Source organism: Micromonospora marina (assembly GCF_900091565.1).
GTDB classification, from domain to species: domain Bacteria; phylum Actinomycetota; class Actinomycetes; order Mycobacteriales; family Micromonosporaceae; genus Micromonospora; species Micromonospora marina.
In genome coordinates, this window is the sequence record NZ_FMCV01000018.1 from 71,319 (window position 1) to 92,535 (window position 21,217).

Genomic DNA, 21,217 nt, shown 5'->3' on the forward strand with positions numbered 1-21,217 from the left:
GTCATGAACGCCGAATTCACCGAGTTGCTCCGCCCGTTCCTCAAGTTCGCCGGCCCGGCCGAGATCACCGAGGAGTCCCGCCTGCGCGACCTCGGGCTGGACTCCATGCGCGAGATCGAGTTGCTGTTCGCCATCGAGGACACGTTCGGCGTCGCCGTGCCGGACGACAAGCTGGTCGACTCGACATTCGCCACCGCCGGCGGGCTGTGGGGCGTGGTCGAGGAACTGCGCGCCCCGGTCGGCGGTGGTTCCCGGTGACCGCGGCCGCCGGGTACGCCCCGGCCGTCGAGACCGTCGCCGAGGTGGCGGCGGAGCACGCCCGCCAGGCCGACGAGGACGCGGCCTTCCCGACCGAGGCGCTGGCCGCCATGCGCCGTACCGGCCTGCTGGGGCTGCTCGTCCCGGCCACCGAGGGCGGCACCGGCGGTACGCTGCCGGACCTGGTCGACGCCACGCTGGCGCTGGGCCGGGTGGACATGTCGGTGGCGATGGTCTTCGCCATGCACTGCCAGCAGGTCGCCGCGATCACCGCGTACGGCGGGGAGAAGCTGCGCGCCGAGGTGTTGCCGGCGGTGGCCCGGGGCGAGCGGTATCTCGGCTCGGTCACCACCGAGGCCGGCAAGGGCGGCCACCTGCTGACCGCCGAGTCGGCGCTGGAGCACGACGGCGAGATGCTGCGCGTCGACCGGCAGGCGCCGATCGTGACCGGCGGCCCGTACGCGGACGCCTTCCTGATCACCACCCGCGCCCCGGGGGCCGGTTCGGCCGCCCAGGTGGACCTGGTCTACGCCGACCGGGACCAGGTGGAGATCGAGGTGACCGGCGGGTGGCGCCCGCTGGGCATGCGGGCCACGCACAGCGTGCCGATGCGGCTGCGCGGCGCGGTGCCGCAGTGGCAGGTGGTCGGCGAGCACGGCGGGTTCCGGGAGATCGCCACCCGCGTGTTCGCGCCGCTGGCGCACGTCGGCTGGTCGGCGGCCTGGATCGGGGCGGCGGCCGGCGCGTACGCCCGGGTGCTGCGGCACGCCCGCAGCGAGGCGGGACGGCGGCAGTTCGCCCCCTCGTCCGAGCTGGTGCTGTTGCGGCTGGCCGGCATCCGCACCCGGCTGGACGCGGCGCACGCGCTGCTGCGGCACACCGTCTCGGTGGTCACCGACGCACCGGACATGTCGGCGGCGCCGGTGCAACTGCTGCTCAACACGCTGAAGATCCGCGCGGCCGAGGAGTCCTTCGCCGCCGCCGACGAGCTGGTCGAGCTGACCGGCCTGCGCCACGGATATCTGACCGACTCGCCGCTGACGCTGGAGCGCACGTTCCGGGATCTGCGCTCGGCCTCGCTGAACTACGCCAACGACCGGCTGCGCCTGGCCAACGGGGCGCTGTCGCTGCGCGACCCGGGGGTGCGTCTTGTCTGAGTCCACGCCGACCGGGGACCACGCGGTGGGCGCCGCGCTGTCCGGGGTGGACGCCACCGACCCCGGCGCCGTGTGGCGCGCGCTGGGCGCCGCCGGGATCGTCGAGGCGCTCTACCCGGACGGCGTCCAGCCGGACCCCCGGCGGTTGTCGGTGCTGCTCACCGAACTGGACGCCCGATGCCCGCTGGGCGTGACGCTGTCGGTCTGCGTCCAGGTCGCCACCGTGCTGCCGCTGCTGGCCGGCGCGGCCGGGCCGGCGGAGCGCGTGCGGCGCCTGATGCTGCGCGGCGAGACGGTGGTGGCGCTTGCCGTCACCGACGCCGCCGGGTCAGGCTCGGACCTGCTCGACGCCGCGACCCGGGTGAAGCCGGGCGACGACGGGGCGGTCCTCGACGGCGGCAAGGACTGGATCACCAACGCGACGAGCTGTGACGCGGCGCTGGTGCTGGCCCGACACCGCGAGGCGCGGCACTTCACCAGTTTCTGCTGGGTGCTGGTGCCGGCCGCCGCTCCGGGCGTGACAGTCGAGTCCGCCGGCCGGGCGTTCACCGGCTCCGGAGTGGGCCACCTGCGCTTCGACGGTGTGGCGCTGGGCCCGGACGCCGTGCTGGGCCGCCCCGGCCGGGCGCTGGCCGGGTTCGCCCGGCAGGTGGGCGTCGAACGGGTCGCCGGTGCGCTGTGGGCCCGGGCGATGTGTCACCGGATGCTGGCCGGCCTGCACGACTGGCTGCGGCGGCGACCGGCCGGGGTGGGCACGCTGTGGGACCGCCCTTCGGTCCGCGAGCGGTACGCCCGGTGCCTGGTCGCCACGCACCAGCTCGACGCGCTGTGCGCGCCGCTGCTGGACGCGCCGGCCGCCGTCCCGTCCGCGGTCGCCGGGATGCTGCTCAAGGTCAGCGCCGCCGAGACCGTGGACCGGGTCGCCGCAGAGGCGGTGCGCCTGCGCGGCGCGGACGCGTTCCGTGACGGCGGGGAGGCGCAGCTGCGCACCGAGGCGGCCATGTTCGGCATCGCCGGAGGCGCCACCGGCGCGATGCTCGCCGGCATCGCCGACCACGCCGACGAACTGGTGGGCGCGCGGCCCTGAGCGCGGAGGCGCGCCGGAAGAACCGATCGACGACAGCACAGTGAAGGGAGCAACGCCGTGAGTCTCTACTCCTGGTTCGAGCGGACCGTGGCACGCGTGCCCGAAGCGGTCGCGCTGGAGGTCGGCGGGGAGCCGGTGACCTACCGCCGGCTGCACGACCTCGCCGGCGACCTCGCCGGGCGGATCCACGCCGAGGTGGGCCGGCGCCCCCGCGCGGTCGGCCTGCTGGCCGCCCGCAGCCTGCCCGCGTACGCCGGTTATCTGGCCGCGCTGCGCGCCGGAGCGGTGGTGGTGCCGCTCAATCCGGCGTTCCCGCCGGCCCGCACCGCCCGGCTGTGCCGGGACGCGGGCGTGGACGCGCTGGTGGTCGACGACGCCGGCGCGGCGACGGCGGCGCAGGTAGCGGGCGGCGCCGTGACGGTACGCCTCGGCGGCGCGCCGGGCGTCACGCCGCCGGCCGCCCCGGTGGTGGCGGACGACGTGGCGTACCTGCTGTTCACGTCCGGCTCGACCGGGCGGCCCAAGGGCGTGCCGATCCGGCACCGCAACGTGGACGCGTTCCTCACGTACTGCCGGGACCGCTACCCGGTCGGCCCGGGTGACCGGCTGTCGCAGACCTTCGACCTGACCTTCGACCCGTCCGTGTTCGACATGTTCGTCGCCTGGGGCGGCGGCGCCACGCTCGTGGTGCCGCAGCCGGACGAGGTGCTGACGCCGGTGCGGTTCGTCAACGAGCGGCGGATCACGCACTGGTTCTCGGTGCCGTCGGTGGTCTCGCTGGCCCGGCGGATGCGGATGCTCTCCCCCGGCGCCATGCCCGGCCTGCGGCACAGCCTCTTCGCCGGTGAGGCGCTGACGCTGGAGCAGGCGCGCGCGTGGTCGGCGGCGGCGCCGGGCAGCGTGGTGGAGAACCTCTACGGTCCCACCGAGCTGACCGTGACCTGCACCGGGCATCGGCTGCCGGCGGATCCGGCGGCCTGGCCGGCGACGGCGAACGGCACCGTGCCGATCGGCGACGCGCACCCCGGGCTCGACGCGATCCTGCTCGCCGAGGACGGCACCGCCGGCGGTGACGACGGTGAGCTGTGCGTGCACGGGCCGCAGCGGTTCGACGGCTACCTCGACCCGGCCGACGACGAGGGCCGGTTCGTCACCTACGCGGGCCGCCGGTACTACCGCACCGGTGACCGGGTCCGGCGCGAGCGCGGCACGTTCGTGCACCACGGGCGCCTGGACGACCAGGTGAAGCTGCGCGGCTACCGGATCGAACTGGGCGAGATCGAGATGGTCCTGCGCGGCCACCCGGGGGTGCAGGACGCGGTGGTGCTGGCGTTCGGCGCGGGCGGCGACGTCTCCCTGCGCGCGGTATACACCGGCGCCGACGGGATCACCGGCGAGCTGACCCGCAGGTGCGCGGACCGCCTGCCCGCCTACATGGTGCCGGCGCGGATCCACCACGTGGGCGCCCTGCCCACGAACGCCAACGGCAAGACCGACCGGCGGCGGGCCGCCGACCTGGTCGGCGGCGCGACGAGAGGAGCACGCTGATGACCGGCACAGGAAAGGGACAGGACCAGGAACGGGCGTTCCGCTCGGTGGCCGGGCGCTTCGCCACCGGAGTGGCGGTGGCGACCGCCGTCGGACCCGACGGCCCGGTGGGGATGACCGTCAACTCCTTCACCACCGTGTCGTTGTCGCCCCGGATGCTGCTGGTCTGCCTGCGGCGGGACTGCCGGCTGCTCGGCGCGGTGCGGCGTACCGGCCGCTTCGCGGTGACCGTGCTCGGCGACGACCAGCGCGAGGAGGCGGCCTGGTTCGCCAGCCGGGGCCGTCCGGCGGGCACCGACGGCTTCGCGGGCGTGGCCTACGACGACGAGCGGGCGACCGGCTGCCCGCGACTGACCGACGGGGTGGCGTACTTCGGCTGCGAGGCGGTCTCCACCGACCCGGCCGGTGACCACGCGGTGCTGATGGGGGCGGTCCGCTCCGCGGGCCTGCTCCGGCCGACCCCGCCGCTGTTGTTCGTGGACGGCGACTACGCGCGGGTCGCCGCGCCGCGGGAAGCGCAGGTGGCGCGATGAGCATCGGCGCCGCTCCCGGCGACCTGCGCCACCTGAGCCTGCGCGCGGCGCGGGCCGGGGCGGACGCGATCCGCGAGGCGCGGGTCCGGGGCTTGCGGACCGAGCACAAGGGCGGCGCGGCCCAGGACCCGGTGACCACCGCCGACCACGCCAGCGAGCGGGCCATCCTCGGCCTGCTCGCCCGCGACCGGCCGCAGGACGCCGTCCTGGCCGAGGAGTCCGGGGCCAGCGCCGGCTGCTCCGGCCTGCGCTGGATCGTCGACCCGCTCGACGGCACGCTGAACTTCAGCCACGGGGCGAGCCGCTACGCGGTCAGCATCGCGGTGGCGACCGGCTGCGACGTGGGCGACGGACAGGTGGTCGCGGCCACCGTCCTGCAACCGGCCACCGGCGCCTGTCTGGTGCTCGACGACGAGGGCGCGCTCGACGGCGACGCCGCGGTCGCGGTCAACCGCGAGGCCGAGCCGGGGCACGCCCTGGTGGCGTTCGCGGTGCCCAACGCGCCGGATCCGCGTCGGCGGGCGTACCAGGCGCTCGCCGGTGTCGCGCCGCGCGTCGCCGATCTGCGCAACACCGGCTCCACCGTCTGCGACCTGGCGGCGGTGGCCCGCGGGGAACTGGACGCCTTCGTCAGCTTCGACCCCGCGCCGTGGGACATCGCGGCCGGCGCCGCGCTGGTCGAGGCCGCCGGTGGCGTGAGCCGGCGGTGGCGCCACGACGGGTTCGAGGTCTTCGCCACCGGCGCGCCGGCCGTCGTGGCCGCGCTGGCGGGCTGGCTGGGCGACGACGGCACGGACGGCCGCGACGGTACGGACGACGACGAGAGGGGAACCGGCGATGACCGGCAGCGATGAGTTCCGGCTGGCACTGGTGGGCGCGGGCCGCATGGGCCACCACCACCTGCGGGCCCTGTCCGACCACCCGACGGTCCGGATCCGGTACGTGGTCGACCCGGTTCCGGCGGCACGGGAGGCGGTCGCCGCGGCCGGGCTGCCGGCGTACCCGGGCGTGGAGGACCTGCTCGCGGACGCCGCGCCGGACGGTCTGCTGGTGACCGCGCCCACCGGGCGGCACGGCGCGCTGGTCGCGGTCGCCGCCAAGGCGGGACTACCGGTGCTGTGCGAGAAGCCGGCCGGGCTGGACCCGGCCGAGGCGGCGGAGGCGGGGCGGGTGGCCGCCACCGCCGGGATCGGGTTCCAGGTCGCCTACTGGCGCCGGTTCGTCCCGCAGCTGCGCCGGCTGCGCGAGCGGATCGCCGCCGGGGAGTTGGGCGAGGTGCTTTTCGTGGCCGCGGCGCAGTGGGACGGCGAGCCGCCGGCGGCGGCGTTCCGCACCGGAAGCGGCGGGATCTTCGTGGACATGGGAGTGCACGAGTTCGACCAGATCCGGTGGCTGACCGGGCAGGAGATCGACCGGGTCGCGGTGCAGCCGGCCGGGCCGGTCACCGACCCGGCGGTACGCGGCCGGGACGTGGACAGCGCACAGGCGTTGCTCGGCCTGTCCGGCGGCGGCACCGCGCTGGTCTCGCTCGGTCGGCACCACCGGGGCGGCGACATGGCGACGGTGGAGGTCTTCGGCACCCGGGACCACGAGCGGCTGACCTTCCTCGATCCGGCCGACGGGGACGCCACCATGTACGCGGCCCTGGCCCGCCAGGCGGAGGACTTCGCCGGGCTGGTCCGCGCCGGACGGTCGGCGGGTGCCGGGGTGGCGGACGCGGTGGCGGTGCTCGACGCGGCGCAGTGCGCGACGGCGCAGCTCACCCGGGATCACGAAGTACACACCGATCGGTGACTACTTGCGCCATCTGGGAGCGAGGTATTCCCCAGCCGAAGGTGGGAATTCCGTCGGTGCACCACACTGTGGACGGTACTGCGGAGCGGGGGCATGCATCGATGCAGTTCAGTGTTCTAGGCCCGTTGACAGTTCATGTGGACGACCGCCCGGTCACGCTCACCGGCACCAAACCCCGCCTCCTGCTCGCCGTGCTGCTGCTGAGCCCGGGGCGTACGGTCGCCACGTCCCGGCTGGTCGACGGGCTCTGGCCGGAGTCGCCGCCCACGTCGGCGGTCCGTAACCTGCGCACGTACGTGCACCGGCTGCGGCAGACGCTGGACCGCGGCGGCGACTCGGCCGGCCGGCTGGTCCACGACGGCACCGGCTACCACCTGCGGGTCGACGAGGACGAACTGGACCTGCTGCGGTTCCGGCGGCTCGCCGACGAGGCCCGCCGGGCCGCGCGCGGGGACCGGCCGGAGGCCGCCGCCGACCTGTTCGACCGCGCGGTCGAGCTGTGGGGCGGGTACCCGCTGGAGGATCTGACGGATCTGGGCACCGACCTGGGCGCGACCGTCACGGCGCTGCGCGAGCAGCACCGGGAGATGACGACCGAGCTGATCGACCTGCGCCTTCGGCTGGGCCAGCCGGCCCGGGTCATCCCGTCGCTGCGCCGGATGGTGGCCGAGGAGCCGCTGGACGAGCGCCGGCAGGCGCAACTGGTGACCGCGCTGACGCTGGAGGGGCGGGTGGCCGAGGCGCTGGCCGCGTACCAGCAGGCCCGGCGCGGCATCGTCGACGAGCTGGGCGTGGACCCCGGGCCCACCCTCCAGGGCGCCCTGCAGACCGCACTGGACGCGGACTCCGCCGAGATCCGTCAACCGTCCGGCTGGCCGGCCGTCGTCGGCGCCGGGCCGCCCGGCTCCCCGCCGAGCCCGCAGGCCCTGCCGATGAAGCCGCCGTCCCTGGTCGGCCGGGACACCACGGCCGGGCAGCTGCGCGCCATCGCCGAGGGGATCGCCGACCCGGCCGACGCCGACGAGCACGCCGGGGTCGTGCTCGTCTCCGGCGCGCCGGGCGTCGGCAAGTCCTCGTTCTCGGTGACCAGCGGATACGACCTGGCCGACCTCTTTCCCGACGGTCAGCTCTTCGTCAGCTTCGACAGCGGCGACGAGCCGCCGCGCGGCAGCGGGGAGCTGATCCGGGAGCTGCTGGTCGAGCTGGGTGTGCCGCTGACCGACGTGTCCGAGGACATCCGGGAGCGCTCGGCCGTGCTGCGGTGCGCGCTCGCCGGCCGCCGGCTGCTGCTCATCATCGACGACGTCGACTGCGCGCAGCAGGTGCGCCCGCTGCTGCCCGGGGCGGGACGCAGCCTGGTGCTGATCAACAGCCGGCAGCGCCTGCTGGACCTGGACGTCGGCTGGCGGTTGACGCTCGGCGCGCTCGACCGGGCCGACGCGGTGGAGTTGCTGGCCACGATCGCGGGCGAGCGCCGGGTACGGGAGCAGCCGGAGGTGTTCGGCCGGATCGCGGCGGCCTGCGACCAGTTGCCGCTGGCACTGCGGATCGTCGGCAGCCGGATCGTCACCCAGCCCGACGTCGCCCTTCCCGGCTTCGCGGCGCATCTGGAGGACGAGGAGAACCGGCTGTCGGAGCTGTCCGTCGGGGACATCTCGGTGCGCGACAGCCTCTCGGTCAGCTACCGGGCGCTGGACGTCGACGCCCGCCGGGCGCTGCACGCGCTGGCCCGCGCCGGCTCGTCCATCACCTCGTCCAGCGCGGTGGAGATCCTGCGCCTGCCCCGGCAGGAGGCCAACCGGATGGTGGAGCACCTGATCCAGCACAACCTGCTGGTGCCGGTCGACTCCGGCGATCCGGGCGAGCGTTTCCACCTGCCGGAACTGCTGCGTCTGTTCGCCCGCGAGTGCGTGGACGCGCACGGCCGGCCACTGTCGGCGGCCGGAACCGCCGATCGTGGTGTGCGGGCCGGCCGGCCCGCACACCACGATCCGGGTGTCGCTACTTGAGGAAGCGGTCCAGCGCGGCCTCGATGGTGCCGCTGTCCGGGGACGCGTAGGACTTCATCGTCACCTTGTTGTAGGAGATGAAGCTCGGGCACCGGGCGGCGGGCGCGGTCACCGTGCCGCCGTCGCCGACCTTCTCGCCGGTCTGGGCGGCGTGGAACGTCAGGGTGTAGCGCGAGGAGATGTAGTCGACCGTGACGACCTTGTCCTCGCTGTTCTTGTACTGGCACTTCTTCGGCGCGCCCTCGCTGCCCTCGACCATCTTGAGGCAGCCGATGACCGACACCGTGGCGAAGTCGGCCGACCTCGCGTAGTACGGCTTGGCCGAGCTGATCGTCTTCTGCGACCAGGACGACGGCCGGTCCGGGGAGTTGGAGAAGACGTACGCCTTCGAGCCCGCGGGCGCGGTGTACGGCGCGGCGTTGAGGATCGCGCCCCCGTCGCAGACCGCCGACATCTCGCTGGCGTAACGCGCCGTCAGCGAGTTGTTGTTGGACGGCCCGTCCGGACCGCCCGACTCCGGACCGCTCGTGCTGGGGGTCGCGGACGGGCTGCCGTCCGGCCCGGGGGTGGCGCTGCCCGAGGCCGCCGGCGTCGGGTCCTCCTCGTCGCCGTTGAAGGCGACGTAGGCGAGCCCGCCGCCGCAGCACAGCAGCGTCAGCGTGACCGCACCGGCGGCGAGACCGACGATGAGCCCCTTGCTCTTGCCGCCGCTCGGAGGCGGGGTGGGCGCGTACGGCGCCGGCCCGGGGTAGCCCGGCTGGCCGGGAAACGGCGCCGCGGGCTGCGCACCGTACGGGGCACCCGACGCCGGCTGCGAACCGTAGGGCACGCCGGAGCCCGGCTGGGCACCGTACGGAGCACCCGACGCCGGCTGGGCACCATACGGGGCGCCCGACGCCGGCTGCGAACCGTAGGGCATGCCGGAGCCCGGCTGGGCACCGTACGGGGCGTTCGGGTCGGGCTGGTTGCCCCACGCTCCGGCATTCGGGTCCGGATAGCCTCCGTAGGGAGGGTGATTGTCACTCATCTGAGGTTCTTCCACCTGTCGTCCGTGGTTCCGGCGATCAACCAACCCGCAGCGTAGTGACGCCTGCAAATTCACGATCGCCGACGTTCGATGCGTCGTTCACCTGCCGTGCCGGGGCCACTGCGGTACGTGCGCGCCCGGATCAGACACCCCGCCTCCCTTTGGGCGTGACGGCCCGGGGGCCGTTGGGACGCAACGAATCAGCCGCCCGACGACCGCCCCTTACCTGACATCGGCGACGTCAAGAAGTGTGACGCACACGACACCTCCGGCCGTCCGGGCGCACGGCTGCGGACCACATCATGGACTGCTTTTTAATGATGGTTGTCGATATTGACGCATGCCTCGGGCACGGACAGAATCCCAGCACCACCACCAGGACCCCTCCGGGAGGGCCCCATGAACCGTCCCCGCCTGCCGCTCCTGCGGACCGCCGGCCGGATGACCGCGCTCGTCGCGGCCGCCGCCGGCATGCTGCTCGCCGTCGCCGCACCCGCCGTCGCCGCCGCGCCCGCCGGGCGCTACGTCGCGCTCGGCGACTCCTACACCTCCGCCCCGCTCGTGCCCACCCAGGTCGACCTGAACTGCCTGCGCTCCAACCGCAACTACCCGTCCCTGGTCGCCGCGTCCGCCGGTTCCTCGTCGTTCGCCGACGTGAGCTGCTCCGGAGCCACCACCGAGGACATCCTGTACGGCGGCGACGGTGTGCTGGGCATCGCGCTGCCGCCGCAGGTCAACGCCGTCACGTCGACCACCGCGCTGGTGACCGTCCAGATCGGTGGCAACGACATCGGCTTCTCCGGCATCATCAGCGACTGCGCCGAGGCGAGCGTCAGCAGCCCGCTCGGCTCGCCCTGCAAGAACCGGTTCACCGCGGGCGGCACCGACCAGTTGCGGGCCCGGATCACCGCGACCGCGCCGAAGGTGGCAGCCGTGCTGCGGGCGGTCCGCCAGGCCGCGCCGAACGCGCGCGTGGTGGTGCTCGGATACCCGGCGATCCTGCCCGACAGCGGGTACGGCTGCTGGCCGGTGGTGCCGATCGCCTACCAGGACGTGCCGTACCTGCGTGGCGTCCAGAAGGCCCTCAACACGATGCTGGCCGACACCGCGGCGGCCGGCGGCGCCAGCTACGCCGACGTCTACACCCCGTCGATCGGGCGGGACGCGTGCAGGAGCAGCGGCACCCGCTGGGTGGAGGGACTGGTGCCGCAGAACGCCGCCGCGCCGTTCCACCCCAACGCCCGTGGGGAGCAGGGCATGGCCACCGCCCTGCTGGCGCACCTGAACTGAGCCGGACGCCGGGAGCCGGCCCCGCCGAGGCGGGGCCGGCTCCCGGCGGTGGCAGGCTCAGGCCCGGGTGATGCGGACCGCGTCGGCGACCACGTAGCCGGCGCCGGCGCTCCAGCGGCTCACCCCGACCTTGTCCCCGGTACCGCCGGCGAGTGTGAACACGCCGAGGGAGACCCAGCGTCCGCCGCCGGTGCGCTGGTCGACCGCCACCGGCCGGTTACCCGTCGTGGTGGCCACCAGGTACGGCGTACGGTCGTTGTAGCCGGGGTCGGCGGGGTACCACACCGAGACCTCGTAGGCACCGGTCGCGGGCAGTGTCGCCCGGAACCAGGCCACGTCACTGACCGCCACCGGCGCGGCGAAGCGGTAGTCGGCGCCGTGGCGCTGCCCGGAGTACGCGGAGGTGCCCCAGGCCGCACCGGCGGTGAACCCGCCCGCTGTGGCGTTGTCGACTGTGACGCTCCACGACGCGGGTGGCGCGCCGGCCCGCACGTCCAGGAAGTTTCGGTCGATCTTCATGGTCACGCCGCCCCACGTCTCGGTGACGTCCCCGGCGTACTGGTGCAGGCGCTGCTGGTCGGCGTAGCGGTCGTCGGCGCAGTATGTGCCCCCGTCGGTGTCCGCGACGCCGTTCCACCAGGCGATCCAGATCTGGTCCAGGCGCAGGTACCGGGTGTCGTGGTAGGCGCCGCAGACGTCGGTGATGCCGGACGAGCCGCTGGAGTACATGCCGGCGAGGTAGCCGCGCGTGTGCAGGCGCTCGACCCAGCCGGAGAGGAAGGAGAGCACCGCGGCCCGGCAGGAGGCGGTCGACGGGTACTGCTCGATGTCGTTGTAGAGCGTGCTGCCGGCGCCGATGCCGAGCGCCTGCGCCGCCGCGACCGCGCTGTCCGCCGCGGCCCTCCCCTGTCCGCGGGCGGTGGCCGGATCGGCGGACATCTTCGGCGTACGGGTGCCGCACGGTGGTACGGCGACGCGGCCAGCCAGGCGTCCATCGCGGCCTGGGACGGCGCGGTGCAGGTGTCGAAGCCCTTGCCGGTGAAGGTGCCGGGCTGGGGTCCGATCGCGGCTGCGGCGGCCGGCGGCTCGGCGGCGGCGAGAAGCGTCAGGGCCGTGGTGATCGCTCTCATCGGCGCCCCTCCTGTGAAGGATTCCTCGCTCGACGGCGAGACTTGGGCAGGATTTCTACCACGCATCGACGGATGGCGACAGATGATGGTGGCGAAAGTTTTCACACTGGGAACGGTCATTGAAGAGTATCGACAAGAGGGCCGGCATCGGTATAGCGTGCCCGCACTCACCTCCGTCGATTGGTGAGGCGCCGACACCCGAGGAGCGCCATGCCCACGTCACGATCCCCCCGTATGCGACGCCGAGGTCTGCTCGGCGTACCCGCCCTGGTGGCCGCCGCCCTCGCCGTGGCCGTCCGTCCCGGTACGGCGCACGCTGCGCCGAAGGCCGAATGCCTCGCCGACCTTCTCGGAGAGCAGTGATGGCCACCATCCCCTGGCTGGTGGACGTGCTGCGCGCCGCCGGTGTGCAGGTCGTGGTCGAGGGCGACTGGCTCAACCGGATGCGCCCCGGCTCGTTCGACCCGATCGGTGTGCTCTGGCACCACACCGCGGCCACCTCCAGCGCCTCCAACCCGCACCCGGCGCTGAACATCTGCGTCAACGGCCGCTCCGACCTGCCCGGCCCGCTCTGCCAGGCCCTCGTGGACTACCACGGCGTGTTCCACGTGATCTCCGCCGGGCGGTGCAACCACGCCGGCACCAGCGGCGGCAGCGGCCCCATCCCCGCCGGGGACGGGAACACCCTGATGATCGGGTGGGAGATCGACTACAACGGCGTCAACCAGCAGATGACCACCGCCCAGTACAACGCCAGCATCGCGGCCACCGCCGCCGTGCTCAAGCGGCTCGGCCGGGACTCCAGCTACGCCCGCGGGCACCGGGAGACCAGCACCACCGGCAAGATCGACCCGTCCTTCATCGACCTGAACACGATGCGCGCCGACGTGGCCGCCAAGATGGCCGGCGGCGGCACCGGCTGGACGTCGATCGTGGACAACGCCACGGCGGGCCGGTTCACCGCCAGCGCCAACTGGGGCACCTCGACGTACTCCGGGCAGCGCTACGGCGCCGACTACCGCTACGCGGACCCGGTCGCCGCGAGCGACGCGGCCTGGTACAAGTTCAACGTCCCCCGCACCGGCAGCTACCGGGTCGAGGCGTGGTGGCCGGCGAACGCGGGCTACAACGCGGCCACGCCGTACATCGTCGCCACGACCACCGGCAACCGGACGGTCGCGGTCGACCAGCGCGCGACCGGCGGGCAGTGGCGCTCACTCGGCACGTTCACGCTGCCGGCCGGGGACGCCAACCGCGTCGCGGTCAGCCGGTGGAGTTCCGCCGCCGGACTGGTCATCGCCGACGCGGTCCGGCTGACCGAGGTCTGACAGCGGAGGTACCGATGCGGCCGGGCGGCGCCCCGGCCCGGCCGCATCCGCCGGTCGAGCGCCGGGACCGGAAGGCGGCCCGCATCCCCTCGGGCCGAGTCAGGGACCGAACGTGAAGACGTACGCGCGGAGGCCGGGCCGCTCGGCGCGCAGGGTGAGCCGGTGCTCCCCGGCGGCGCGCCCTCGACCAACCGGCGTATGGCCGCCCGGTCCACGACGGCCGGGTCCTCCGGGCCGACGTCGGCGCCGCGCGCGTCACCCTGCTACGCCGAGCGGGCCGTGCCGGAACTGGCCCGGCGCATCACCTACCTGGTGCGCAGCGGCAACGGGGTGCTGCTGCCCGGCTACGGCCCCGCCGCCGATCAAGGGCCACCTGCCGTCCGAGGACGACCCGGCGTACGCCGGTACGGTGCGGTACCTGGCCGACCGGCTCCGCGCCGGGCCGGGACGCGGCCGGGAGCGTCACGCCTCCCGCGGCGGCTCGCCGAGGCCGGGGATCCGTGGATCACGTCGTCTCGTCTCCCGGCAGGGGGCCGGCCGGCACCGGGATCAGCGTCCCGGCGGCCCAGTGGGCCAGCTGGTCGGCGAAGTGCGGGTCGCCGGGGCGCCCGGAGGCGCCGAACGGCACGATCCACCGGCTGGCCGCCCGGTCGGCCAGGTCCCACACGTAGCGGGCCACCGGGCCGCGCCAGCAGGCGTCGGAGAAACCCGGCACGCTCGACGTGGCCAGCACGCAGTCGGTGTCACCGGCCAGCGCAACCCGCTGCCGCATCGCCGTCACCGCGTCGGTGACCGCCGGCGCGACGCCGAGGTGCACCGGGTGCAGCACGTGCCGGCCGCCCCACTCGCCGGGCGCCGGACCGGCGGCCACCTCGGCCAGCGCCTCGGCGGCCGGTTCCACGACGTCGGCGCCGAGGTGGGCCGCCAGGTTGTCCAGCGCCAGGCCGATCCGGGCCGCCGGTCCGGTCCAGGGGGCGAACAGTTCGTCGAATCCGCACGGCTCGTCGAGGGCACGCAACCTCGGGTGTACGCGCAACCGCCGGGCCAGCGCCGCCCGCCAGGCCGCGTACGCGCCGGCCTCGGCCGAGCCGGCCGCCATCGCCCGGTCCCATCCGCGCAGCCGCAGTAGCAGCGCACGGGCGGGTTCGTCGAACCGGTCCGGGTCCAGCCGATCGAGCAGCCGGTGCAGCGGGCCGGCCGGGAGCCGGTCGTCGGTGTGCACAGTGGACGACCCGGCGCCCTCGGCGAGCAGTGCCCGGATCCGGCGGGCCCGGTGCGGCGGGGCGAAGTCGGCACCGTGCGCTGCGACGTCGTCGCGCCGGTCGTTGGCGCAGACCGCCACGCCGTCGACCGGCTCGTCGACCAGCGGCAGGTAGTCGCCCCGCCACCGGTACCGCGGCTCCCAGGCGGGCACGGGTTCCCGGCGGCACCGCTCGTCGCGTACCGGGACCAGGCCGGCGACCAGGCGGCGGACACCGCCGCCGGTGTCGGCGGCGAGCACGCTGTTGACCGGCTCGACCCAGTGCCGCAGCGCGTCGGCGACGTCGCCGGTACGCCGCGCGCGCAGCAGCGGCAGCAACGCCTCGAAGCCGAGGCGGGCCTCGACCCGGCTCGGGGTGCGCAGCGCGATCGCCTCGCCGGTGACCCGGTCGTGGTCGATCACCGGCCCGCGGGGCGTCTCGATCACCTCGACCGGCTCCGGGGCGCCGCCGCGAACCTCGATCTCCTCGACGTGGCGCGTGGCGGGGGTCCAGCCGTCGGCGTCGCGCACCAGCACCCGGTCGCCGTCGCGGCGCAGCCGTTCGCGGTAGAGGTCCTGGTAGTCGGCCATCGCGTTGGTGACGGCCCAGGCCACGTGGCCGGTGTGGCCGAAGTGCGGCACGCCCGGCACGCCGGGGAAGGCGAGGCCGACCACGTCGAACTCCGGACAGGCCAGCCGGACCTGCTGGTAGACGCCGGGGAGTTCGAGCAGCCGGTGCGGGTCACCGGCGATCACCGGGCCGCGCCCGGTGGCCGGGTCGGCGGGCAGCGCCCAGGCGTTGCTGCCCGCCGACGCCGGTCCCTCGACCGCGAACAACCCGGTCGCACCGGGTCCGAGCGTCCGGGCCACGTGCGCGTGCCAGAGCTTGTTCGGGAAGGTGGAGAAGAGCACGTGCTGGACGAGGAAGACGCCGAGCGGCGACCAGGGCTGCCACGGTTCGGGCCCGGTACCGGTGGCGGCGAACTCCGGCGCGGCGGCGGCGCCCTCGGCGAGTCCCGAGTTGACCCCGTCGACGTACGCCTCGACCCACCGCCGGGTGTCCGGTTCCAGCCGTTCGTAGCAGCGCCGGGCGGTGTCGTCCAGCCGTACGCGGCGGGCGAACCGGTCCCACGCCAGCTCCGCCGGGCCGACGTGGGCGGCCAGGCGGCCCTCGGCCCGCCATCGTTCGACGCTGATCTGCCAGGCCCGGTCCAGCGCGGCGACGCGTCCCTGCAGACGCGCCAGCGCGTCGACGTCGGCGGCCCACAACCGGGGCACACCCCACCTGTCGCGATCGACGCTCGTCATCGCGCCGCGCCGCCCCGGCGCGCCGGGCGACGGTTCCGTTCGACAGTCAACTTAGGATAACCTCCCCTAACCGAGGGCGACCTTACCGCGACACGTGTGGGACGCCAACCGACGGCGGGTGTGGGACCAGGCACCCCGACTCGCGCTTGATAGTTAGGGCACCCTAACCTAACCTGATCGTCGCGGCTGTCGCCGCACATCCTGTCCGTACGACGCTGGGAAGTCGCATGAGTTCGATCGGGAGCCCGACCGGCGCCGCGCCCGCCGACACCGGCCGCGCCGCCGCCGCGGCACGCGGCCACCTGTTCAACGCCGGCTCGCTCGGGCGGTACCGGGACGTGCTGGCGCGCGGCGTCGACCGGGTGGCCCGCCGGGTGGGCGAGGCGGACCGGCCGTTCACCGGCGTCACGCCCGGCGAACTGGCGCCACTCATCGACGCCATCGACCTCGACCGGCCGCTGGGCGACACCGACGCCGCCCTGGACGAGCTGCACGACGTGTGGCTGCGTGACGCGGTGTACTTCCATCACCCCCGCTACCTCGCCCACCTGAACTGCCCGGTGGTCATCCCGGCGCTGCTCGGCGAGGCGGTGCTCAGCGCGGTCAACTCCTCGCTGGACACCTGGGACCAGAGCGCCGGCGCGACGCTGATGGAGCGGCGCCTGATCGAGTGGACGGCCGGGCGCATCGGGCTGGGGCCGACCGCCGACGGCGTGTTCACCAGCGGCGGCACCCAGTCGAACCTCCAGGCGATGCTGCTGGCGCGGGAGGAGGCGTACCGCACTGTGGTCGGTGGCGCCGCCACCCGGCCGGACCGGCCCCAGGTGCTCTCCCGGCTGCGCATCCTCACCTCCGCGGCCGGGCACTTCAGCGTGCAGAAGGCCGCCAAGCTGCTCGGCCTGGCCGCCGACGCGGTGCTCACCGTGCCCACCGACGCCGGCCGCCGGATGCGCACCGACGAGCTGACCCGCGCGATCGACCGCTGCCACCGCGACGGCCAGGTGGTGATGGCCGTCGTCGCCACCGCCGGCACCACCGACTTCGGCACCGTCGACCCGCTGCCGGAGATCGCCGACATCTGCGCCGCCGCGGGCGTCTGGCTGCACGTCGACGCCGCGTACGGATGCGGGCTGCTGGTCTCCCCCACCCGCCGGCACCTGCTCGACGGCATCGAACGGGCGGCGTCGGTGACCGTCGACTACCACAAGTCGTTCTTCCAGCCGGTCAGCTCCAGCGCGCTGCTGGTCCGCGACGGCCGGGTGCTGCGCCATGCCACCTGGCACGCCGACTACCTCAACCCGGCCCGCGCGGTCGAGCAGGGCATCCCGAACCAGGTCGACAAGAGCATCCAGACCACCCGCCGGTTCGACGCGTGCAAACTCTGGCTGACCCTGCGGATCATGGGACCGGACGCGATCGGCGCGCTGTTCGACCAGGTGGTCGACCTCGCGGCGCAGGCGTGGCGCCGGCTCGACGCCGACCCGCGCTTCGAGGTGGCCGCGCCGTCGCAGCTGAGCACCGTGGTCTTCCGATACCGGGAGCCCGGTCTCACGCCCGGCCTGATCGACGAGGCCAACCTGCACGCCCGCGACGCGCTCGCCGCCTCCGGCGCGGCCCTGGTCGCCGGCACCAAGGTCGACGGCGCCCACCACCTCAAGCTCACCCTGCTCAACCCCGAGACCACAGTGGACGACATCGCCTACGTGCTGGACCTCATCGCCGACCACGCCGCCTGGTACGCCCGGACCGCGGCCGCCGCCGAACTGTCCTGCCCGGTCTGACCCCCGCCGAGGAGAACGAGAACATGCCGACCCACGACTTCATCGCCGTCGGGCTGGGCCCCTACAACCTCGGCCTGGCCTGCCTCACCGCGCCGATCGACGACCTCGACGGCCTGTTCCTGGAGGCCCGCGACAGCTTCGACTGGCATCCCGGCATGCTGCTCGAATCCACCCGGCTCCAGACGCCGTTCATCGCCGACCTGGTCACCCTCGCCGACCCCACCTCGCCGTACTCGTTCCTGAGCTACCTCAAGGAGACCGGCCGGCTCTACCCGTTCTACATCCGGGAGAGCTTCTTCCCGCTGCGCGCCGAGTACAACGACTACTGCCGCTGGGCCGCCGCCAAGCTGCCGAACCTGCGCTTCCGGCACAGCGTCACCGCGGTCGAGTACGACGAGACCGACCACCGGTACGTGGTGCACGCGGACACCCCGGACGGGCCGGTCACCCACCGGGCCCGGCACCTCGTGCTCGGCACCGGCACGCCGCCGTACCTGCCGCCGGCCTGCGCCGGGCTGGGCGGTGACATGATCCACAACTCGCGCTACCTGGAGCACCGGGACGCGCTGCGGGCCAAGGACAGCATCACCGTCGTCGGCAGCGGCCAGAGCGCCGCCGAGATCTACCACGACCTGCTCGGCGACATCGACACGTACGGCTACCAGCTCACCTGGGTGACCCGCTCGCCCCGGTTCTTCCCGCTGGAGTACACCAAGCTCACGCTGGAGATGACCTCGCCGGACTACGTGGACTACTTCCACGCGCTGCCCGAGCCGACCCGCTACGCGCTGGAGGCCGCGCAGAAGCCGCTGTTCAAGGGCATCAACGCCGACCTGATCAACGACATCTACGACCTGCTGTACGCCAAGAGCCTGCACGGCCCGGCACCGACCCGGCTGCTGACGAACACCGAGCTGGTCGAGGCGGCGTACGCCGACGGCCGCTACCGGCTCGGGCTGCGCCACACCGAGCAGGACCGCGCGTTCACGCTCGACACCGCGGGGCTGGTGCTGGCCACCGGCTACCACTACCGGGTGCCGGAGTTCCTCACACCGGTACGCGACCGGCTCCGCTTCGACGCGCACGGCCGCTTCGACGTGGCCCGCAACTACAGCGTCGACCACACCGGCCGGGGCGTGTTCCTCCAGAACGGCGGCACCCACACGCACAGCATCACCTCGCCCGACCTGGGCATGGGCCCGTACCGCAACTCGTGGCTGATCCGGGAGCTGACCGGCCGGGAGTACTACCCGATCGAGAAGGCCATCGCGTTCCAGGAGTTCGGCGCGCCCGCCGGAATGCCCTCATGACCGGGTTCACCCGCGTCGACGACGCGCTCGGCGAGTTCACGCTGCGCCCGCTGGACCCGGACGCCGACGCCGCGCTGCTGCACCGCTGGGTCACCCATCCCAAGTCCGCGTTCTGGCTGATGCAGGACGCCGACGTGGCCGCCGTCGCCGCCGAGTACCGGCGCATCGCCGACCACCCGCACCACGACGCGTACCTGGGATCGTGGCGCGGCACCCCGGCGTTCCTGGCCGAGCGGTACGACCCGGCCCACGTCGAGCTGGCCGGCCTCTACGACCCGGAGCCCGGCGACGTGGGCATGCACTTCCTCTGCGCACCGGCCGGCACGCCGGTGCACGGCTTCACCCGGGCCGTCATCACCACGGTGATGGCCTGGCTGTTCGCCGATCCGGCGACGCGCCGGGTGGTGGTGGAGCCGGACGTGCGCAACACCGCCGTGCACGCGCTCAACGCCGCGGTCGGGTTCACCGTCGCCGGCCCGATCCGCAAGCCCGAGAAGGAGGCGCTGCTCAGCGTCTGCACCCGGGACCAGTTCCGGGCCGCCACCGGCGCGCCCGTCACCGAGGAAGGGGCACCGGCGTGAACGCCAGCGCATCAGTGGACCATCTGACCCCCGAGGCGTGGGCGACGGCGAACCGGCTGCTGGTGCGCAAGGCGCTCGCCGAGTTCGCCCACGAGCGCCTGATCAGCCCCGAGCCCGACGGCCCCGGGCGGTGGCTGGTCCGCAGCGACGACGGCACCGTCGAGTACCGGTTCGCCGCGCAGCGGCTGGCACTGGACCACTGGCAGGTCGACGCGGACAGCATCGTGCGCCGCCGCGACGGCGCGGACCTGCCGCCCGACGCCGTGGACCTGTGCGTGGAGCTGCGCGGCGCGCTCGGCCTCACCGACGCGATCCTGCCGGTCTACCTGGAGGAGATCACCTCCACGCTCGCCGGGACCGCGTACAAGCTCGCCAAGCCCGCGCTGAGCGCCGCCGAGCTGGCCGCCGCCGGCTTCCAGGAGATCGAGACCGGCATGACCGAGGGGCATCCCTGCTTCGTCGCCAACAACGGCCGCATCGGCTTCGGCGTGCACGAGTACCACGCGTACGCCCCGGAGGCCGCCGCGCCGGTCCGGCTGCTCTGGCTCGCCGCGCACCGCGACCACACCACCTTCACCTGCGCCGACGACCTGGACTACGACACGCTGGTCCGGGCCGAGCTGGGCGAGGAGGCGCTGGCCGGGTTCACCGCCACGCTCACCGGGCTGGGCCTGGACCCGGCCGACTACCTGTTCTTCCCGGTGCACCCGTGGCAGTGGTGGAACAAGCTGGCCGTCACGTTCGCCGGTGAGGTGGCCCGGCGCCGGCTGGTCTGCCTCGGCGAAGGGCCGGACGAGTACCTCGCGCAGCAGTCGATCCGTACCTTCTTCAACGTCACCGACCCGGCCAAGCACTACGTCAAGACCGCGCTGTCGGTGCTGAACATGGGCTTCATGCGCGGGCTGTCCGCCGCGTACATGGAGGCGACGCCCGCCATCAACGACTGGCTGGCCGGGCTGATCGAGGGTGACCCGGTGCTCAAGCGCACCGGCCTGTCGATCATCCGGGAGCGGGCCGCGATCGGTTACCGGCACCGGCAGTACGAGGCGGCGACCGACAGGTACTCCCCGTACCGGAAGATGCTGGCGGCGCTGTGGCGGGAGAGCCCGGTGCCGGGACTGGAGCCCGGGCACCGACTGGCCACCATGGCCTCGCTGCTGCACCTGGACTCCGACGGCCGGTCGCTCGCGGCCGCGCTGATCGACGAGTCCGGGCTGGCCCCGGCCGACTGGTTGCGCCGCTACCTGGACGCCTACCTGGTGCCGCTGCTGCACAGCCTGTACGCCTACGACCTGGCGTTCATGCCGCACGGCGAGAACGTCATCCTGGTGCTCGACGGCGGCGTGGTGGAACGGGTCGTGTTCAAGGACATCGCCGAGGAGATCGTGGTGATGGACCCGGACGCGGACCTGCCGGAGCGGGTGCGGCGGATCCGGGCCGCCATCGGAGAGGACGAGAAGATCCTGTCCATCTTCACCGACGTCTTCGACTGCTTCCTGCGGCACCTGAGCGCCGCCCTGCACACCCAGGGCGTGCTCGACCAGGACGGGTTCTGGCGCACGGTGGCCGAGTGCGCCGCCGACTACGCCGCGACGGTGCCGCACCTGGCCGACCGGATGCGTCGGCACGACCTGTTCGCGCCGGAGTTCACGCTGTCCTGCCTCAACCGGCTCCAGCTGCGCAACAACCAGCAGATGGTGGACCTGTCCGACCCGTCGGCCGCGTTGCAGTTCGCCGGCACCCTGGTCAATCCGCTCGCCCCGTACGCGCCACGCGGATGACGGAGCGGGCCGGCGCGCCTGGCGCGCCGGCCCGCTCCACCGGTGCACCCGGTGC

At 74.0% G+C, this 21,217-nt stretch carries 19 protein-coding genes; 16 read left to right on the forward strand and 3 right to left on the reverse strand.

The window, feature by feature from the left end; translation table 11 throughout:
* Nucleotides 1-3: 3 nt before the first annotated feature.
* The 8 genes from GA0070215_RS19785 to GA0070215_RS19820 all read left to right on the forward strand — a co-directional run bounded on the left by GA0070215_RS19785 (nt 4) and on the right by GA0070215_RS19820 (nt 8,386).
* Complete coding sequence (locus GA0070215_RS19785) at nt 4-258, forward strand: phosphopantetheine-binding protein (RefSeq protein ID WP_018786833.1); 255 nt, start codon at nt 4-6, stop codon at nt 256-258.
* A complete protein-coding gene (locus GA0070215_RS19790) occupies nt 255-1,415 on the forward strand; it encodes an acyl-CoA dehydrogenase family protein (RefSeq protein WP_091048374.1) in 1,161 nt (386 codons plus the stop codon). Before GA0070215_RS19785 ends, GA0070215_RS19790 begins: the two co-directional genes overlap by 4 nt.
* Nucleotides 1,408-2,502, forward strand: coding sequence for an acyl-CoA dehydrogenase family protein (locus GA0070215_RS19795; RefSeq protein WP_091048376.1), 1,095 nt, complete (start codon nt 1,408-1,410; stop codon nt 2,500-2,502). Before GA0070215_RS19790 ends, GA0070215_RS19795 begins: the two co-directional genes overlap by 8 nt.
* Before the next feature lie 57 nt (nt 2,503-2,559).
* Nucleotides 2,560-4,050, forward strand: coding sequence for an amino acid adenylation domain-containing protein (locus GA0070215_RS19800; RefSeq protein WP_091048379.1), 1,491 nt, complete (start codon nt 2,560-2,562; stop codon nt 4,048-4,050).
* Complete coding sequence (locus GA0070215_RS19805) at nt 4,050-4,583, forward strand: flavin reductase family protein (protein WP_091048382.1); 534 nt, start codon at nt 4,050-4,052, stop codon at nt 4,581-4,583. Before GA0070215_RS19800 ends, GA0070215_RS19805 begins: the two co-directional genes overlap by 1 nt.
* Entirely contained in the window at nt 4,580-5,437 is an 858-nt protein-coding gene (locus GA0070215_RS19810; RefSeq protein WP_091048386.1) for an inositol monophosphatase family protein, read from the forward strand. Before GA0070215_RS19805 ends, GA0070215_RS19810 begins: the two co-directional genes overlap by 4 nt.
* Nucleotides 5,421-6,377, forward strand: a complete 957-nt coding sequence (locus tag GA0070215_RS19815; RefSeq protein WP_018786827.1) for a Gfo/Idh/MocA family protein — start codon at nt 5,421-5,423, stop codon at nt 6,375-6,377. The genes GA0070215_RS19810 and GA0070215_RS19815 overlap by 17 nt, the downstream gene beginning before the upstream one ends.
* A 125-nt stretch (nt 6,378-6,502) precedes the next feature.
* Complete coding sequence (locus GA0070215_RS19820) at nt 6,503-8,386, forward strand: AfsR/SARP family transcriptional regulator (protein ID WP_244167063.1); 1,884 nt, start codon at nt 6,503-6,505, stop codon at nt 8,384-8,386.
* Here the strand turns inward: GA0070215_RS19820 and GA0070215_RS19825 are convergent.
* Nucleotides 8,379-9,215, reverse strand: coding sequence for a hypothetical protein (locus GA0070215_RS19825; RefSeq protein ID WP_244167064.1), 837 nt, complete (start codon nt 9,213-9,215; stop codon nt 8,379-8,381). The genes GA0070215_RS19820 and GA0070215_RS19825 overlap by 8 nt on opposite strands.
* A gap of 597 nt (nt 9,216-9,812) precedes the next feature.
* Here GA0070215_RS19825 and GA0070215_RS19830 point away from each other — a divergent pair.
* Nucleotides 9,813-10,703 carry an SGNH/GDSL hydrolase family protein gene (locus GA0070215_RS19830; RefSeq protein WP_018786824.1) on the forward strand — a complete coding sequence of 297 codons (891 nt, stop codon included), beginning with the start codon at nt 9,813-9,815 and terminating at the stop codon, nt 10,701-10,703.
* A gap of 57 nt (nt 10,704-10,760) precedes the next feature.
* Here GA0070215_RS19830 and GA0070215_RS19835 read toward each other — a convergent pair whose 3' ends face one another.
* Nucleotides 10,761-11,723, reverse strand: coding sequence for a golvesin C-terminal-like domain-containing protein (locus GA0070215_RS19835; protein WP_244167075.1), 963 nt, complete (start codon nt 11,721-11,723; stop codon nt 10,761-10,763).
* Between GA0070215_RS19835 and GA0070215_RS29220 the strand changes: the two genes are divergently transcribed.
* From GA0070215_RS29220 to GA0070215_RS19840, 3 genes are read left to right on the forward strand one after another with little or no spacing between them, the layout of a single operon-like run.
* Nucleotides 11,718-12,020 carry a hypothetical protein gene (locus GA0070215_RS29220; protein ID WP_244167065.1) on the forward strand — a complete coding sequence of 101 codons (303 nt, stop codon included), beginning with the start codon at nt 11,718-11,720 and terminating at the stop codon, nt 12,018-12,020. The two genes, GA0070215_RS19835 and GA0070215_RS29220, sit on opposite strands and share 6 nt — an antisense overlap.
* Before the next feature lie 47 nt (nt 12,021-12,067).
* On the forward strand, nt 12,068-12,196 hold the full coding sequence (locus GA0070215_RS29575; protein ID WP_018786822.1) for a hypothetical protein: 129 nt from the start codon (nt 12,068-12,070) through the stop codon (nt 12,194-12,196).
* Complete coding sequence (locus GA0070215_RS19840; RefSeq protein WP_018786821.1) at nt 12,196-13,161, forward strand: golvesin C-terminal-like domain-containing protein; 966 nt, start codon at nt 12,196-12,198, stop codon at nt 13,159-13,161. Before GA0070215_RS29575 ends, GA0070215_RS19840 begins: the two co-directional genes overlap by 1 nt.
* A 505-nt stretch (nt 13,162-13,666) precedes the next feature.
* On the opposite strand, the gene GA0070215_RS19850 is transcribed toward GA0070215_RS19840, so the two are convergent.
* Nucleotides 13,667-15,709, reverse strand: a complete 2,043-nt coding sequence (locus GA0070215_RS19850; protein WP_091048397.1) for a penicillin acylase family protein — start codon at nt 15,707-15,709, stop codon at nt 13,667-13,669.
* Between the two features lie 227 nt (nt 15,710-15,936).
* Between GA0070215_RS19850 and GA0070215_RS19855 the strand changes: the two genes are divergently transcribed.
* From GA0070215_RS19855 to GA0070215_RS19870, 4 genes are read left to right on the forward strand one after another with little or no spacing between them, the layout of a single operon-like run.
* Nucleotides 15,937-17,490 carry a pyridoxal phosphate-dependent decarboxylase family protein gene (locus GA0070215_RS19855; protein WP_091048401.1) on the forward strand — a complete coding sequence of 518 codons (1,554 nt, stop codon included), beginning with the start codon at nt 15,937-15,939 and terminating at the stop codon, nt 17,488-17,490.
* A gap of 23 nt (nt 17,491-17,513) precedes the next feature.
* On the forward strand, nt 17,514-18,800 hold the full coding sequence (locus GA0070215_RS19860) for a lysine N(6)-hydroxylase/L-ornithine N(5)-oxygenase family protein (RefSeq protein WP_091048405.1): 1,287 nt from the start codon (nt 17,514-17,516) through the stop codon (nt 18,798-18,800).
* Entirely contained in the window at nt 18,797-19,381 is a 585-nt protein-coding gene (locus GA0070215_RS19865) for a GNAT family N-acetyltransferase (RefSeq protein WP_018786817.1), read from the forward strand. The genes GA0070215_RS19860 and GA0070215_RS19865 overlap by 4 nt, the downstream gene beginning before the upstream one ends.
* Nucleotides 19,378-21,162, forward strand: coding sequence for an IucA/IucC family protein (locus GA0070215_RS19870; protein ID WP_091048410.1), 1,785 nt, complete (start codon nt 19,378-19,380; stop codon nt 21,160-21,162). Before GA0070215_RS19865 ends, GA0070215_RS19870 begins: the two co-directional genes overlap by 4 nt.
* Nucleotides 21,163-21,217: the final 55 nt, after the last annotated feature.

Excerpts from the sequence above, each read along its gene's own strand:
- GA0070215_RS19855 (WP_091048401.1), top strand. The coding sequence starts at position 15,937 with ATGAGTTCGATCGGGAGCCCGACCGGCGCCGCGCCCGCCGACACCGGC.
- GA0070215_RS19785 (WP_018786833.1), top strand. The coding sequence starts at position 4 with ATGAACGCCGAATTCACCGAGTTGCTCCGCCCGTTCCTCAAGTTCGCC.
- GA0070215_RS19860 (WP_091048405.1), top strand. The coding sequence starts at position 17,514 with ATGCCGACCCACGACTTCATCGCCGTCGGGCTGGGCCCCTACAACCTC.
- GA0070215_RS19805 (WP_091048382.1), top strand. The coding sequence starts at position 4,050 with ATGACCGGCACAGGAAAGGGACAGGACCAGGAACGGGCGTTCCGCTCG.
- GA0070215_RS19850 (WP_091048397.1), bottom strand. The coding sequence starts at position 15,709 with ATGACGAGCGTCGATCGCGACAGGTGGGGTGTGCCCCGGTTGTGGGCC.
- GA0070215_RS19830 (WP_018786824.1), top strand. The coding sequence starts at position 9,813 with ATGAACCGTCCCCGCCTGCCGCTCCTGCGGACCGCCGGCCGGATGACC.
- GA0070215_RS19865 (WP_018786817.1), top strand. The coding sequence starts at position 18,797 with ATGACCGGGTTCACCCGCGTCGACGACGCGCTCGGCGAGTTCACGCTG.
- GA0070215_RS29575 (WP_018786822.1), top strand. The coding sequence starts at position 12,068 with ATGCGACGCCGAGGTCTGCTCGGCGTACCCGCCCTGGTGGCCGCCGCC.
- GA0070215_RS19815 (WP_018786827.1), top strand. The coding sequence starts at position 5,421 with ATGACCGGCAGCGATGAGTTCCGGCTGGCACTGGTGGGCGCGGGCCGC.
- GA0070215_RS19840 (WP_018786821.1), top strand. The coding sequence starts at position 12,196 with ATGGCCACCATCCCCTGGCTGGTGGACGTGCTGCGCGCCGCCGGTGTG.
- GA0070215_RS19810 (WP_091048386.1), top strand. The coding sequence starts at position 4,580 with ATGAGCATCGGCGCCGCTCCCGGCGACCTGCGCCACCTGAGCCTGCGC.